General features: G+C 49.3%; 16 protein-coding genes. 4 read left to right on the top strand and 12 right to left on the bottom strand.

Annotated features, from left to right (window positions below):
• Positions 1-6: 6 nt before the first annotated feature.
• Positions 7-240, bottom strand: a complete 234-nt coding sequence (locus NWE93_11810; protein MCW4000913.1) for a hypothetical protein — start codon at positions 238-240, stop codon at positions 7-9.
• 177 nt (positions 241-417) lie between these two features.
• Between NWE93_11810 and hcp the strand changes: the two genes are divergently transcribed.
• Positions 418-2,019, top strand: a complete 1,602-nt coding sequence (gene hcp / locus NWE93_11815; GenBank protein MCW4000914.1) for a hydroxylamine reductase — start codon at positions 418-420, stop codon at positions 2,017-2,019.
• Between the two features lie 565 nt (positions 2,020-2,584).
• Here hcp and NWE93_11820 read toward each other — a convergent pair.
• On the bottom strand, positions 2,585-2,836 hold the full coding sequence (locus tag NWE93_11820) for a hypothetical protein (GenBank protein MCW4000915.1): 252 nt from the start codon (positions 2,834-2,836) through the stop codon (positions 2,585-2,587).
• 144 nt (positions 2,837-2,980) lie between these two features.
• Here NWE93_11820 and NWE93_11825 point away from each other — a divergent pair, with 144 nt between their 5' ends.
• On the top strand, positions 2,981-5,158 hold the full coding sequence (locus NWE93_11825) for a tetratricopeptide repeat protein (GenBank protein ID MCW4000916.1): 2,178 nt from the start codon (positions 2,981-2,983) through the stop codon (positions 5,156-5,158).
• 366 nt (positions 5,159-5,524) lie between these two features.
• On the opposite strand, the gene NWE93_11830 is transcribed toward NWE93_11825, so the two are convergent.
• From NWE93_11830 to NWE93_11840, 3 genes are read right to left on the bottom strand one after another with little or no spacing between them, the layout of a single operon-like run.
• Positions 5,525-6,139: a flavodoxin family protein gene (locus NWE93_11830; protein ID MCW4000917.1), complete on the bottom strand. Its 615-nt coding sequence runs from the start codon at positions 6,137-6,139 to the stop codon at positions 5,525-5,527.
• Positions 6,140-6,192: 53 nt separating this feature from the next.
• Positions 6,193-7,167: a hypothetical protein gene (locus tag NWE93_11835; GenBank protein ID MCW4000918.1), complete on the bottom strand. Its 975-nt coding sequence runs from the start codon at positions 7,165-7,167 to the stop codon at positions 6,193-6,195.
• A 9-nt stretch (positions 7,168-7,176) separates the two neighbouring features.
• Positions 7,177-8,802, bottom strand: a complete 1,626-nt coding sequence (locus tag NWE93_11840; protein ID MCW4000919.1) for a 4Fe-4S binding protein — start codon at positions 8,800-8,802, stop codon at positions 7,177-7,179.
• 513 nt (positions 8,803-9,315) lie between these two features.
• Between NWE93_11840 and NWE93_11845 the strand changes: the two genes are divergently transcribed.
• A complete protein-coding gene (locus NWE93_11845) occupies positions 9,316-9,942 on the top strand; it encodes an MBL fold metallo-hydrolase (GenBank protein ID MCW4000920.1) in 627 nt (208 codons plus the stop codon).
• Here NWE93_11845 and NWE93_11850 read toward each other — a convergent pair.
• Together NWE93_11850 and NWE93_11855 are read right to left on the bottom strand one after the other, a co-directional pair.
• The gene (locus NWE93_11850; protein ID MCW4000921.1) at positions 9,939-10,934 is read right to left on the bottom strand and encodes a zinc metalloprotease HtpX; all 996 of its coding nucleotides are present in this window, start codon (positions 10,932-10,934) and stop codon (positions 9,939-9,941) included. The two genes, NWE93_11845 and NWE93_11850, sit on opposite strands and share 4 nt — an antisense overlap.
• 75 nt (positions 10,935-11,009) lie before the next feature.
• On the bottom strand, positions 11,010-11,816 hold the full coding sequence (locus tag NWE93_11855; GenBank protein MCW4000922.1) for a class I SAM-dependent methyltransferase: 807 nt from the start codon (positions 11,814-11,816) through the stop codon (positions 11,010-11,012).
• Between the two features lie 93 nt (positions 11,817-11,909).
• On the opposite strand from NWE93_11855, the gene NWE93_11860 reads away from it, so the two are divergent.
• Positions 11,910-12,599, top strand: coding sequence for a DUF120 domain-containing protein (locus tag NWE93_11860; GenBank protein ID MCW4000923.1), 690 nt, complete (start codon positions 11,910-11,912; stop codon positions 12,597-12,599).
• Between the two features lie 4 nt (positions 12,600-12,603).
• On the opposite strand, the gene NWE93_11865 is transcribed toward NWE93_11860, so the two are convergent.
• The 5 genes from NWE93_11865 to NWE93_11885 are packed head-to-tail and all read right to left on the bottom strand — an operon-like array spanning position 12,604 to position 14,976.
• On the bottom strand, positions 12,604-13,209 hold the full coding sequence (locus tag NWE93_11865) for a rhomboid family intramembrane serine protease (protein ID MCW4000924.1): 606 nt from the start codon (positions 13,207-13,209) through the stop codon (positions 12,604-12,606).
• 7 nt (positions 13,210-13,216) lie between these two features.
• Positions 13,217-13,681, bottom strand: coding sequence for an FAD synthase (locus tag NWE93_11870; protein ID MCW4000925.1), 465 nt, complete (start codon positions 13,679-13,681; stop codon positions 13,217-13,219).
• Positions 13,651-13,932 carry a DUF357 domain-containing protein gene (locus tag NWE93_11875; GenBank protein ID MCW4000926.1) on the bottom strand — a complete coding sequence of 94 codons (282 nt, stop codon included), beginning with the start codon at positions 13,930-13,932 and terminating at the stop codon, positions 13,651-13,653. The genes NWE93_11870 and NWE93_11875 overlap by 31 nt, the downstream gene beginning before the upstream one ends.
• Positions 13,929-14,726 carry a diphthine synthase gene (dph5, locus tag NWE93_11880; GenBank protein MCW4000927.1) on the bottom strand — a complete coding sequence of 266 codons (798 nt, stop codon included), beginning with the start codon at positions 14,724-14,726 and terminating at the stop codon, positions 13,929-13,931. The genes NWE93_11875 and dph5 overlap by 4 nt, the downstream gene beginning before the upstream one ends.
• A 40-nt stretch (positions 14,727-14,766) precedes the next feature.
• A complete protein-coding gene (locus tag NWE93_11885; protein ID MCW4000928.1) occupies positions 14,767-14,976 on the bottom strand; it encodes a hypothetical protein in 210 nt (69 codons plus the stop codon).
• Positions 14,977-14,990 lie beyond the last annotated feature (14 nt).

Below are 14,990 nucleotides of genomic sequence, written 5' to 3' on the forward strand. Positions count from 1 at the left end.
TGGGGGTTAGATGTCTTCTTTACGGAGTGACCAATAGCTAATACCGAAAAGGAGAGCAGCTCCGCCCAGTGACGGAATGAAGAAGGCGAGATTATGGGCGTCTTGGTTGCTTAGCCAGAAGAAGGCGGAGAACGCGGGGTTTGCAAAGAAGTCTGATTCTACGCCGACACTCCAGAAGAGGGTTACTGCGGCTACGGCTAGGAGAAGTATGGCTAGGGTGCCTTTTTTCGTTTTAATCATCCTCGCTTCGTTGATTAGCTGATATCATAGCGCTCAGTATATAAATGTATCCAAATAAGTGTCGTTTTGTCTGCCATAAGCCAAACACTGCCCCGCTAACCCCTTAAACATAAGGGGAAATATCTATCTAAAGACTCCGCCATAATCCTAACAGTGAATATCATGAGTCAAAACCAAATGTTCTGTTATCAATGTGAACAAACAGCCAAAGGATCAGGCTGCACAGTCATGGGTGTCTGCGGCAAAAACCCCCAGGTCGCCGCCCTCCAGGACCTTCTTGTTTTCAAACTCCGCGAACTCAGCCAGCATGCCCTCCAAGCAAGAAAAGCCGGCTGGCAAGACGAACAAGTCGACGCCTTTACTGCAGAGGCGCTTTTCGTCACCTTAACCAACGTCAACTTCGACCCCGACGCAATCATAGAATACATAAAAAAGGCATCCCAGCTTCATGAGCAACTCCACAGACAAACCAACATTTCTACGCCGCATATGCCCCTTGAAACCAGTCAAGAAGGCTTAGTTGCACAGGGTAAACAGCATGGAATAAACAGTAAGCCGATAACCAATGCGGACTTACATTCGCTTCAGTGGCTGCTTACCTATGGGCTTAAAGGAGTCGCAGCCTACGCCTACCACGCCTATCTGCTGGGCAAAAAGGACCCAAAAGTCTTCGGCTTCATCTACGAAGGCCTCGCCGCGCCACTCGACCAAAGCTTAGGCGTCAACGAATTCGTCGGACTAGTTTTCAAATGCGGCGAAATCAACATCCGCGCCATGGAGCTACTTGACGCAGGCAACACCGAAACCTACGGTCACCCCGTCCCCACCAAGGTGCCGCTTGGCCACAAAAAAGGCAAAGCCATCCTCGTCTCGGGACATGACCTAATCGATTTAGAGCACATATTAAAGCAGACACAGGGCAGCGGCATCACCGTCTACACCCACGGCGAGATGCTTCCCACCCACGGATACCCCAAACTCAAAGCCTACCCCAACTTCTACGGGCACTACGGCACCGCATGGCAAAACCAGCAACGCGAATTCGCAGCGTTCCCCGGCGCCATCGTGATGACAACTAACTGCATCCAGAAACCCATGGAAACCTACAGCAAAAACATCTTCACGGCAGGACCCGTCGGGTTTCCCGGCGTAGCACACATCGAAAACCACGATTACTCACAGGTAATTAAGAAAGCACAGGAGCTCCCCGGCTTCGCAGACGACGTCGAGGGCAAATCGGTGCTGGTGGGCTTTGGCAGAAACGCAGTGCTCTCCGTCGCTGGCAAAGTCATCGAATCCGTCAAAGCAGGCCACATTAAACGCTTCATCCTAGTCGGCGGATGCGACGGCGCCAAACCTGGACGCAGCTACTACACTGAATTCGTCGAGAAAGCACCTTCAAACACCATTATCCTCACGCTTGCCTGCGGTAAATTCCGCTTCTTCGACAAGGAACTCGGAACCATCGATGAAATTCCGCGGCTCCTCGACATCGGACAATGCAACGACGCCTACAGCGCAGTAAAAATTGCTTTGGCACTTGCCGACGCCTTCGAAGTGGGAGTTAACGAGTTGCCGCTTTCGCTTGTGCTGTCATGGTATGAGCAGAAGGCCGTGGCGATTCTGCTGTCGCTTCTGTACTTGGGCATCAAAGACATCCGCATCGGACCCAGCCTGCCCGCGTTTATCACCCCAGGCATCCTAAACGTGCTAGTGGAGAAATTCAACATCATGCCCATCAAAACGGCGGACGAAGACCTTAAAGCCATCATGGGGTAAGAGGAATTTCCTTTTTTAGCCATTTTTTGTTTGTATCACTTTTTTCTTTATTTTTAGGTAAACGCTTAAGTTTCAATTGCAACTGGACAGTTTTTTGTTAATACACAAAAATTGCTTTTATTGAGCTTTAGAAACTATAGGCGTCTTTCGATGACTTCGTTCACCCCAAGGCTCCAAATTGAAACCCTGAATTAATATCTATAATCTGTGCTTCTTCTAAGCATGTCGCCTTCAGGTTTATCTGTGGTCGTTCTTTAAACAAGAAATATTATAGTTCCTCTAGGGTTGAAACATGGTACTGCAGATTTTAGCTGACTCAATGCTTCAAGAAATACTTTGCTCGGCGGGTCCTCTCTGTCCTTTTCAATGTTAATTTGTCAAGGGGTATCTGGCTCTTCGGCCCATTCTTGCCTAGCAGTCTTGCTTCGCCCTACGTCTGGCGATACTGCTCTAAGAAGTACGTCGAGTTTTAAGAGTCATTATTATTTTCTCAGTCTGCACCAGACATAAAGGTCTCTGGAAATAGTTTCACCAAGGTACAGGTTCTGGGTCTATTTCCACCCCTTTAAGTTTCAAGCATTTCAAGAGGAAATGGCAATGGCTCTTTTGGCTCAGTATCTAGTGCTTTGCTCGCGAATCTTCTCCTTGAGGACATCAAATAATTCCTCAAGCGACCTCTACTGCCTACTTCAAATTTTTTATTTAGCGCCATTACCTTTGTGCTCTTTTCTGCCGCTTTCGCTCTTTGCTTACGCTTTTCCAACTGCCAATAATCACACACTTCAATCGAATGCTTGAAGCTCGTACAGTTGTCCATGATAATAGCTGTTTTAGTTGAACCAATTTAAATCGGAACAATAGTTGTAAGAGTTACCCCGAAGTGCTTAGCTAATGCCCAATCTAAGCAACAATTTTATAAGTACTTTAATCTCAACTATCCTAATGCCGAGTAAGGGAAAGAATGCAGATAATTCAAACACTTGTTCCTTCACAAATTAAGGGAGGATTTCTGGACATACTTACCCAGGCAAAACCGCATTTCCCTAAGATACAAGACTCGTTAAAGATTCCAATACTATTTGATAACATAGAAAGCCCCGAATATGTGAACTTAACCGGGTGGAAATGGGACACTCCTATGTTAACAGGACTCAAAGAATGGTTCGTGAGACACCAAGCGCAAGCAGGAGACAAGGTTTTAATTGAGATTCGAACCAGCAACCTTGAGATAAATAACGAATATCGCTTACGATTTCTTAAATCAAACGAAGCTATCCCCGCTGAAGTAGAAAGCGAGGACGTAGGGTGCTTTAACAATGTTGCTTGGTATACAACTTGGCTTCAAAAAGGAATAGAGCTTAGTGAAAAAGGAAGATTTGAAGAGGCTCTTAAAGCACTCGACATGGCCAATAGAACTTGCTCCTACTTAGAAGAACACTGGATCTTAAGCGGCAAAATAATGAGGAATCTGGGTCGACTTGAGGAAGCAATCAAATGTTTTGATATAGCGCTTTCCTTGAATCCAAAAAGTGGAGAAGCACAAAATATTAAAGCTGTTGTATTAACACAACAATCACAAGCAAACCTAACTTACGCTCCTATTCCTACTAAGAACGAAGAGCGCACACATTTTCTCATCTTAAAGGGTCGTAATACTATTGAGATATGGAACGAAAAAAGACTACCCTTTGAGCCAAAAGATTGGCTTTTGACTTTTAGAAACGAAATTCGCTCAGCACTAACAAGCCTAAACTGCGATACAACTGAAGTCCTGCATGCAATTTACATTTCTCCTGAAAGAGAACCAAGCGATATTGACAATATTCTATTTTACAACGTAGGTACTCAATATTTTCAACAAACTAAATATGCAGGATTATGCTTCGAACGCTCGTTTTCAAAGACTCCACCACTGCCTAACGCATCAAACCTTAGATCGGTGGAACATTATGAGCGCTATGAATCACAACTGAAAAACAGCGGGTTCGATTTTTGGATACCCACTCGAACGCTGATAAAATGGGATTCTAAGTTGGCGACTGACTTTATGGTGAGATTAAAGAAAACTAAGAATCCAGCACTCATTTGGTTTGCCATAAAGTCAGGGTCGATTAATCCTGTTGCCGAATTTCAAGGCGTTCCATCTCAATTCGGTCTACGTTTGAAGATTACCGTCCCCATATGGATTACTTGTAGCTTTATGGACTTAGTTAAGCCTCTTATAGATGGCTCAGTGAGTGCTTTTCACCAGCATAACGGAGCCAACGAAGAGGCAGTTGCAGAACACTTAACGTCTACCCTTGAAGTGAGAGCACAAGACATCATCAATTACTTGCGCGATAGTACATATGCAGTGCTTGGTCAACGGAATCTTTTCTGGCTCCGCCAAAATGGAATCCAATGGAACCCCTCCGACCAAGATTGCATAGCAGTAGAATTATTATTTGGTTCCTCAAATGAAGCCATGGTCGAATTTCAAGGTGAACTTTTTGAAGTAATTCCAAAAATGATTCACCTTCAAGCAGACGAAGATTTACCCAGATATTTTCATCATGAACTAATTCTCAATAACACAGAAGCAACAAATTGCACTCGACCCCCGGGAGTATCGCATTTAGATTGGTCCGGTTGCAAAACATGCTTCAACTGGATATGTGGGCACTCGACCTGCATGCACCCGGCTAAAGAGGAAAAAGTAATTGAAGGAGGTGCTCTTTGCCCGTATGAGCACTGTATTGAAAATATGCCGGTAATGATAGACCCCCAAAATGGATGCAGATTGTTTGGGCATCTCTGCCCTGCAGGAGAACGAACGCAAAAAGAGTGCTTAAAAGTCGCGCAAGCTTGGCAACAGAAACGGTTGCAAGAGCGCTATGACAAAAGCAGCGGTTTTGAAAGGTTAAGCTTAGATGAATTCCAAAAAAGACATTCAAACAAAGGCAAATTCACCAAGCAAGACATGAAATTCTGCCACGCTGTTTTCGCTTGCTTCGGTCATGAGCATATGTGGGTAGTTATTACTCAGATTAATGATGATGGTGTTGAAGGGTGGGTTAACAATGAACCAAGAAACGCTGGCTCTCCAAAATATGGAGAACATGTATTCATTCGCTATGGAAAAATAGAAGACATCTCATAAACTGGTGAGCGCGCGACAGAAAAATTGGATTTCGTTTACTATTTTAAGATGCTGTTCTTGCTTACAGATTCTTTAAAAAAAGACTAAAGCGCGATTGATTTTATTAAAATTATCAGGTTCGAGACTTTTAATTCGTTGAAGTCCGTAACGTAGCAGCAATTCCAGTTTTTCTTTTAAGTAATGCTATCATCCACCAATAAAACTTGGAAGCTTACGCTTAACCTTGCCAGCGTTCATAACACTCAATTTCCTCAAGGTGCTGATTGAGAAATTCAACATCATGCCCATCAAAACCGCAGACGAAGACCTCGCAGCCATCATGAAATAAGAAAATCCCCGCCTTTTGGCGGTTCTCCTTCTTTTTGTTTAGCGTGCGTTGAAAAATGAAGCGTTCGCTTCGCCCTTAGGCGTATTTAGCTGTTTAAGCAGCCATGCCATGTTCTGGCCCAGCGTCTCCATCGTTTCAAGGCCTTCAGCGTCCTGTTCGACTTCGCCGGGTGCACGTCCCACGCCTATGTTCCAGTACTGGGAGCCTGGCACAATCATCTGGCTGATGAGGAAAAAGTGGTTAATCCCATCAAAAGTCGTCATGCCGCCTGCCCGACGCACCGCAACCACGGCGGCTCCGACCTTGCGCCTGAAAAGGTAATCATTATTCATAGCCACATACCCCGCGCGGTCGATGAGGGCTTTAAGTTCAGGCGTCATCATCCCAAAATAGGTAGGCGACCCCAAAATGACGCCGTCTGCCTCCTCCATCTTTCTGATGTAGGCGTTGACGTTGTCGTTTACGATTTTGCATTCCTTGTTTTTGAGTTTACGGCAGGTTCCGCATGCGGTGCATCCGTGGATGGGCTGCCCGGCTAACTCGATGAGTTCGGTTCGGATGCCTTCTTTTTCCAGTTCAGCTAGGACATGGCGGATGAGGACCGCGGTGTTGCCGCCCTTCCTTGCGCTGCCATTAAAAGCTACAACCTTCATGAAAATCACTTCACCAAAAAATAAGGGGGCTTGCAGATAAAAGAGTACCGCAGCTACCGCTTTCGCCTCAGCAGCCGCAGCGCAACCGTGATAACCGCAGCTAAAGCCACAAACGCCACCGAAAAAATAGCCAGCTCCGTGGGGAAAACCGGCGTTTCCTCTTTGGCGGCGGGGACCGGGATTTGAGCTGGTTTCCACATAAGCGGATGGGTGTCCTGATTGAGCACGTCCACAACGTAGGGGGTGTCGCCTACTCCGTCGCCGTCTGCGTCGGTGCCATTGTAGTCGCTCCAGAAGTTGCCTTCTTTGCCGTCGTCCCAGCTGTGTGGGGGTTCGCTGCTGTTGTAGTCTTTGCAGAGGCACCCGTTAAGTTGGATATCGTTGCTTAGAAAGCTGTTGTGGTTGATAACTATGTCCGAGGGGATGATGTCGCCGTCGGGGTTGTTGAAGCCAAAGAACAGACCGCGCATGTTGTTTTCTATGTGGTTGTAGGTTACGGTGCTGTTTAACCCCGACAGCAAAATGCCCACAATGTTATCTTGCACACAATTCTGGGTTATAGTATTGTTCTTTGTCCAAACATACATGCCTATGCTGAAGTTTTTGACGTTAAGGTTCTGGATGGTGATGCCCTCGACGGTTTCAGCACCCAAATCAACGCCGATGGTGTAGGTCGCCACCTGGCTCTGCGGCATCTGATCAGGCCCCTCCCCCACGATCCAAACGTTCTCTTTGGTGCCGTTGTAGAGGCCGCTTAGGGTGTAGCCTGCGCCGTCGAGGATTATGTTGCTTTTCTGGATTTTCATGGTTGCCCGAATATCATCGGTTAAGGTGTAGAGGTTGCCGCTGCGCTGGATAGGTGCATCGCTGGGGGAGATGCTGCCGTCGGGTCGGATAAGGATGGTTATTAATGTGTTTCCCGGCAGGGTACTCTGTGACTGCACCTGTGGCTCAGCGAATATGAAGCCCATCAGCAGCGAAACCGCCACTATCAAAACCGCAATCCCTACCGCTAGTCGTTTCTGCATTTCCCTCTCTCACTCCAACCTTATTGTGTCTGATTTATTTAACCAGTTCCTCGATTTCGCTACCGTCTTTCCCGCCAGCTTAAGCTGCAGGCAATCTGCATGGGGACACATCTCCACGCATCGCAGGCAGTAAATGCATTGGGAGTTGGCGACGTCGCCGCCTTTCTTCTCGTAAACATCGACGACTTGGGTGGGGCAGACGCGTTTGCAGATGCCGCATTTGGTGCATTTTTCCTCCACCTTATGCAGCCGCACCCCCGATATCCACTTAAACGGTGGGAAACGGTTAAACAGCGCAATCAACGCGCCCAGCGGGCAGATTTGGCACCATGACCGACGGAAAAAGAAGGCTGCCAACGACACAATGGCGAGGATGACTAGGTTTAGTGATGTCAAGTAGAAGCCTAACTGTAGAAACTGCCCCGTCGTGCCCTCCACTAACCATTCCGGACGCAGCAACCCAACGCTTGTCTCCGCCAACATGCAAAGCGGCTTCATGGGGCACACTTGGCAGAACGGCGCTGAATAGTATGTGTAGACGAAACCGCCCTTTTCGGTGCCCGCCACAAGCTCCGTGCCAAACAGGGTTTGGGAGGCAAACAGGACACAGAGCAGAATAATCACGGCTAGCACAACGTAGCCCAGTTGATGGAGGCGCTCGCTAGACTTGTCTGACAGTTGGCGTTTCCTGATTTTAAATGCCTTGCGCAGCCGCGTAATCAAATCCATGTATAACCCAAACGGGCATACCCAGCCGCAGAAAATTCTGCCCAGCACCACCGCTCCTAATATGAGCGATCCGAAAACCACTGCTAACCGCGCCAGCCCCGAAGCGTCATAATGTACACCCCAGCCTCCGCCGGCGTTGAAGAAGGGGTAAATGTAGGTTTGAAGTTCCCAGAGCGCACAGGTCACGGTTTTTCCGCAGGGATAGTAGCAGGCAAAAAAGGGCACTGGGAGACCATCTGGCATGCCCACGCCCAGTACGTTGTCGGCGATTAGGACTTCGTGGGGCGCTATCTGCTCGGCGGGAACCGGCATGTTGAAGTGATCGATGAATATGCCGAAGAAAATCAAAAACACAAAGCCTATCTGCACCATGGTTCGAATCGCAGTTATTTTGCGGGTCTGGTTACGTGTACCAAAGTAAGTTATGACTGCACCTATGCTTAGCAAGGTTGCGCTGACGCCAATAACCAAGTAATTCGGTTTATAGTTGAGTTCAACCGCGAGGGGAACCGGAGTTGCATCGGGATGGGCGGGGTCGGTGACTTGGGCGAAGAGGCGGTCGCAGATGTGGCCGTCGATGACAAAGATGTTCCAGTAACCCGCCATGTCCAGTTGCTGGGTGGTTGTGAAGTTGCCGGTTTGGGGGTCAGTTAGGCAGTACTGTTCGATGAAGGTATAGTCGGGGCGTGTGAAGGCGATGCGGATGGTTTTGTTGTCGCCGACGGGGCAGACTTGGCCCGAGACAGTGATGGTTTCGTTAAGGTTAACTTCGGTGCGGTCAACGTCGCCAGTTATGTGGGGTCCATAGCAGGCGCTGGCAGGTTGCACATACTGCGCGTTATAGAGGTAAACGGCGAATAAGGCAACAACTACCAAGCAGAGTAAGGTTCGCTGTTTAATCCCCAATCACCCGCACATCCATAGCAGCTAATCACTCATATATTTTTGCAGACAACCCCTCAGATTGCGGCTTATCCACTGCTGACATGCCTCATCCGCCTATGAAATAAAGCCTTTTTTGTCAAGAAACCTTGAGCAGCCACCAAAGCTTCAGTCAAGAAAACTTGACTAACCAGTGCTGCGGTTTTGAGGCGTTGCTTTCTTGTGGATGCTTCGGCAAACTCGATGCCCGCACCTTCTTGTTGCAGCACTGAGTTTTGGTCTATAGGAGGAGAGGAAGCGGTGGAGCAGCAGTCGTCTGCGCTATGTTGCTATAAATAGAGGGGGATAGACGTGGCAGAGCAAGCGAGAGCCTATTGCGTCAACATCTTCTAAAGAGCCACAGTCAGCCAGCAGGGACACGTCAAGTAAAAATTTCCCATGAGTTTAATGAGCGTGCCGTGTTATGCTGCTCGATGAGGCAAAATACTATATTCTAGCAGTCTGTTTTGTTTATGTCGTGAAGGGTTGGTTTGCTTGTTGATTGAAACCTTTACCGTCGGCATGTTATCAACTAACTGCTATGTCGCAAGCTGTCACGACACCAAAGAAGCCATCATCATCGACCCCGGCGTAGACTATGAAGCTGAAGCCCAGCAGATAACAGAGTACATCGAGGGGGCACAGCTGAAAATAAAATACATCATAAACACGCATGGACACGGCGACCACATCAAAGGCGACAGGTTTTTGCAGGAAAAATACTGCGTGCCCATCCTCATCCATAAACTCGACGCCTACTTCATCGAAGGCCTACCCGCCGCCAACGCACCGCCAAACGTGCTCCTCGAGGAAGGCAGCATCATAACATTCGGCAAAGAAACCCTCAAAGTCCTCCATACACCCGGTCACACACGCGGCTGCATATGCCTGCTAGGCGAGCACCTCATCTTCACAGGCGACACCCTGTTTGCAGGCGGAATCGGCAGAACAGACTTCCCTGAAGGCTCCATGAGCGACATGAACCGTTCGCTGCAGCGCCTCGACGAGTTACCCGATGGATTGCTGGTGTATCCGGGGCACGGCGAAGTCACGATGATCGGCGAGGAAAAACGGGTGAATCCCTTCCTTAACCATCATCATCCCGATTTAAGCTTCAGGTTTTAGGCAGGGGGATTCTCTTTCAGTTCCTGTAATGCACGCAACCGCTTGATGAGGTTAGGGTGCGTCGAGAAGATTTCGCTAAACCTATCCGCAGAGGTTGGTTCTCTAGATAGGGTTTCGCGTAGCAGTTGCTCTTTGTTCGCATATGAGCTGCTGTTGCCGTGAAGCTCAGCGGAGTCGACGGCGGCGCGGTCGGGGTCAGCGATGAAAAGTGCTTTGTAGGAACCGTTGGTTTTAGGCTGCTGTTGTCCCTTTTGGGGGCGCATGTTACGTTTGCTTTCCTCCACAATGGTCACAAGGCCAGTGGAGAGTTTCTGGGCTCCGTTTTCCACGATTTGGACGCTGTGGCGGTCCGCATAGTATTCGCGTATGCGACTCAAATACAGCGTAAATAGCGTGAGCACCCAGGAAAACGCCATAAACGCGATGCCAATCAACGCATTGTTGCCGCCTTCACTTTTGCGTTCGCCGCCAAACATCCCTTGAAGCAGCATCACATAACCGATATAATAGAACAGCGCAGGCAAAAACGAAACCGCCATCATAACCTGTACATCCCGATGTTTTAGGTGCCCCAGTTCATGCCCAATTACCGCTTCGACTTCGCCGTCGTCAAGGTTGCTAAGCAGCCCCTGCGTGACTGCAACCCGGTTTCCCGTTAACGGCGACCCATATGCGAAGGCGTTAGGCAGGGGAATCTGCGCCAGCATCAGTTTGGGCTTGGAGATTCGGCTTTTTATGCTTAAGTCCGTGACCATCTGGTGGAGTTTGGGGTTGTCGCCTTCTTTTAGTTCTTTAGCGCGATAGATGGCGCCGACGAGGTAGGGTGAAAGCAGCCACTGCACAACGTTTAATCCTAAAACAAGTGCGGCGATGGCGTAGAGGCTCAAGCCAAAACCTGCCCAGGTTAACACGACCGCAAAAACCAGCGTGGTTAACCCGAAGATGGCTGCTAAGGTGGCAACCATTGAAAAGCGAAGCTTCCAAGCGTTCATGAATTACACCAAATCAACACTCAATTCGGCAACTTATAACTTTTATGCGATAAACCAAGAATTGAGCCTGAAAACTCACTTCCCAGCCGAGAGCAGAATCAAGCGGGAGGAATCCGCACCCCAAAGCTCCATCCCGTAGCCTCCCCAAGTTTTCTGCACGGCAAAACCCGCCTCCTCAAGCATTTCCTCCAACTCGCCAAGCCCATACAGGTGTACCCTGTGCCTAAACTTCAGCAGATGCCCACTCGCCAGATCATAAACTACCCAGAAATCGCAGAGCCATCCCCCCTCCTCGCTCACCGTGCGTTTCTGGAGCAGCAGAAAACTCGGGTACTCGAGCCAACGATAAGCCCAAAAAAGCAGCCGTTTACTGTTGAGTTTCAGCAGCAGAGGCAGCATCAGCCACTTGAGCTGCTTACGGCGGGGATATCTGCGGATGAGATGTTCGCGGTTAAAAACATCCAAAACAAACCTGCCGCCCCGCTGAAGCACGCGCCGCAGCTCGGTTAGGCTTTGCCGGTCCGCATCACGGGTGGGCAAATAGCCGAAGCTGGTATCCATACTAACCGCCAAATCAAACGCCCCCGCCCTGAAAGGCAAAGCACGCATATCCCCCAGCACCAATGCGGCGCCCTGGCTGCGTTGCCTAGCCAATCCAAGCAGCCTACGTGACGTATCCAAGCCCACAATGTCAAAGCCGGCCCCCGCCAAGGGACCCGTGTGGCGTCCTGTTCCGCAGGCAACATCCAGCACAGCCCCGCCGACGCCGCAAAGTTGCCCCATGAGGAATTGCAGCTGGCGGCTGGTCTGGTTTTTGTCGGCGATCTCCGCCCAGTAAGCGCCCATTTCGTCGAAAACGTCAGCTGTGGCTTGTGGTTTCATGCAATCTTTACTGTGTTGACGGCTGGATTTAGGCGGTTTGGTTTCGAGCCGCTTAAATATGCAACCGCCCTCTTCTAAATGCTGGGATTGAGCGTGACAGCAAAGCAGCAGTGGCAGCATCTCTTTATGCTCCTAAAACTCGCTGAGATGGGCGCTTATAACCGAACCGCCAAGATCTCAACCGAGTACCTAGCTAAGAAGCTAGATATCAGCCAGCAGACTGCATCTCGTTACCTTATAGAGTTGGAGCGGATGGATTGGATCAGCCGAAACATCACTCCGGATGGCAGCCTCATCGAAATCAAGGAGCAGGGCATATCTGAACTGCAGAAAATTTACTCCAGCCTTAAACTGCTTATGGAGAAAGCATACCCGCCCTCTGTAACTTTAGAAGGCACAGTGTTCACTGGTTTAGGTGAAGGCGCCTACTACATCTCAAAACCCGACTACAAAAAACAAATCGTGGAAAAAATAGGCTTTGAACCCTACCCCGGCACCCTCAACGTAAAGTTAACTTCGGACTATGACATCAAGACTCGAACGGAGCTGGAAACTTACCCCGCCGTGGAAGTCATGGGTTTCCAGGGAGAAGACCGAAGCTTCGGCCTTGTCAAATGCTACCCAGCTATAATCGGAGGCAAAATCGAAGGCGCCTTGGTGACGGCGCTGCGCAGCCACTACGATGCCTCGGTTCTGGAGATAATCGCGCCTGTTTGCCTGCGCAAGCAACTGGGGCTCAAAGACGGCGCCAAAGTTAAAGTTGAAATCCACACCTCAAAGTGAGCTTTTAGAAGGGCGTATTTCGGTACTTGAATTCCGCTGAGTACTGCTGGTGGGGTTTGCGTCTTGAAGCGATGATGTAGCCGAGGACCAAGCCGAAAACTAATCCGCCCAGATGCGCTAGGATGTTGACGTTTTCGCCGATGTTTATGAAGAACAAGAAGAACGCAAACACCAAGCCGCCAAGTATAGATTGCCTAACTGAGCGTCTATCGTAGATTACGACTGCGCCGAAAAGCGAGAAGATTGCGCCTGAGGCCCCCACCGAAACAAAGTATGGTCCAAACACCAGCGAGAGCGCGCTGCCCGCTAAACCACCCAGAAGGTAGATGGCTAAGTATTCAGGCAGCGAGAACATTTCTTCGGCGCGTAAGCCAAAGATGAGTAGAAACAGCAGGTTGCCCACTAAGTGAAAGATGGATGCGTGGATGAACATAGAGGTGAATAATTGCCAGTAGGCACCCTCAAACACTAAGGCGTTAACTTGCCCCCATATGTAAACGACGCTGTTGCCTGTGGTTAAGGCGTCGCCGCCTACAATTGCGCCTGCAATGTAGATAGCCACGTTTAAGGCAATGAGTATGTAGGTGGGTCGATACTTTTGGCAGTCCATGGCGGCATCAATGCTTGGTGAGTTTATCGATTATTTTCTGTTTAATCTTTGTGGAACTATCTAAAGAGTTCTCCTCAAATTTGCCCACCCGAACAACGTTGATGGGCAGTTTATGCACAGAAAGGTAAGATGCAACTTTTTCCTGCATGTCAGCCTGATCCCAGCCTAAAGCAATAATGTCAGGGCTGATTTTTTCTATGACTTCGCCGACATCTAAGCCCTCATATCCCAAAACTGCTTCATCAACAACCTTAAGTGACTCAACCAATGCGCGCCGCTGGTCTTCCTGCATGATGGGTTTTTTGCCCTTAAGCTTCTCCGCGGTGCTGTCACGGGCAACAAGCACCACCAGCTTAGCGTTTTGGCCCCCTGCTTTTTTTGCGTCTTCCAGAAACCTTACGTGCCCCAGATGAAGCAGGTCAAAGACGCCGGTTGCCAGCACTACTTTTCGTTGTCTTTCCTTGTCGGCCATTCAAACTTCACTGCACCCATCAGTCGCAAACCATCCAGTAGCCCTTCGCAATAAGCCACCGAGGTTAAGCTGGTTTCAAGCTTGCCCTGCGCCTTATAATACTTTGCATCCTTAAGGTAATCGCTTGCCCAAGCCAACACCTCTGTCACAGTTTCCTCACTTACCAATAGGGGGGGCTGGGTGCGTTTTAGTTCCAGGAACACTTTTTCGGCTGAACCAACGTATTTGTTGACTAGAAACTCTAGGCTCAACGCGATAACCTCTTAAACTCATTTGGCGCCTCGGCAAAGGCGATGAGGGCATCAACCTCCATGAAATGCAGGCTACCCGGGATAATGAGACTGAAAGGGGGCTCGCCGAAGTCAAAAGCTGCCAGCTTCCCCGCAAAATCGGCCTTGAGAGCGGGGTTATCGCTGCCGGCCCTTGCAATCCCCAAAGCAGGCGTATCCGATGTCAAAACGCCCTGCCCCCGTTTAGCTTCAACCTCCAAAAGCAACCGCAAGGCCTCGTTGATTGTTAAGTAACGGTTTTCAGCCGCCCGCAGATCCAAAAGGCACAGCGTATGCAGGCCCAGCTGGCGGTTCTGCGCAATCACGTTGTAGGGGGTTTCTGAGAAGTTATCTGGGAAGGGCACGGTGACGGTTTTGCCGAATTTGTAGTTATGAAGCCCCGAGAGGCTCACAATCGCCGACATGATGGATATGCCGTGGACCACGCGGGTGGCGATACCCTGCTTCTGAGCGTCGATGCGCAGTGTGATGTGGGTTGTGGCGATGAAGGGGTCGCCGGGCACCAGAAACACGGCTTTTCCTGCTTGGGCGGCTTTCAGGATAACTGCGCCGTTTTCCTCTTCAAGGGCACGTCGCTGGATAAGCTGGATTTTTTTGCCGCACATCGCCTCAAAATGCTCCATCGAGAAGTCGGGCATGCGGCTTGTGTAGGTTTCCATGAATACGGCGTCGGCGCTTCTGGTTTCCTCTAAGCCCTTAACTGTTATGCCGCATTCATCGTTTAACCCTAACCCCACGAAGACAAGTTCCTTCAAAGTGAGCCCCCGCAAGTAATCTGTCAAGGGCACCTTAAAGTTATTTTTCCTCTATTTCGCCCTTCACCACTAACTCCGCATAGAATTTCCTACATGTCTCCATCGAGAGCCCATAGCGTTCGCAGAAAATAACCAAAACCTCCTCAACGGGCACGTTGGGGCTTCGCTGTGCAATCATGTCTTTTAATGCTTCACGCGTATGTTTTTCGTCTGCTACTTTCAACTTCTCAGGTCCTCTGTCTAGTATCATCTGGGCCCAGATGA

The organism is Candidatus Bathyarchaeota archaeon (genome assembly GCA_026014735.1).
GTDB lineage: Archaea > Thermoproteota > Bathyarchaeia > Bathyarchaeales > Bathycorpusculaceae > Bathycorpusculum.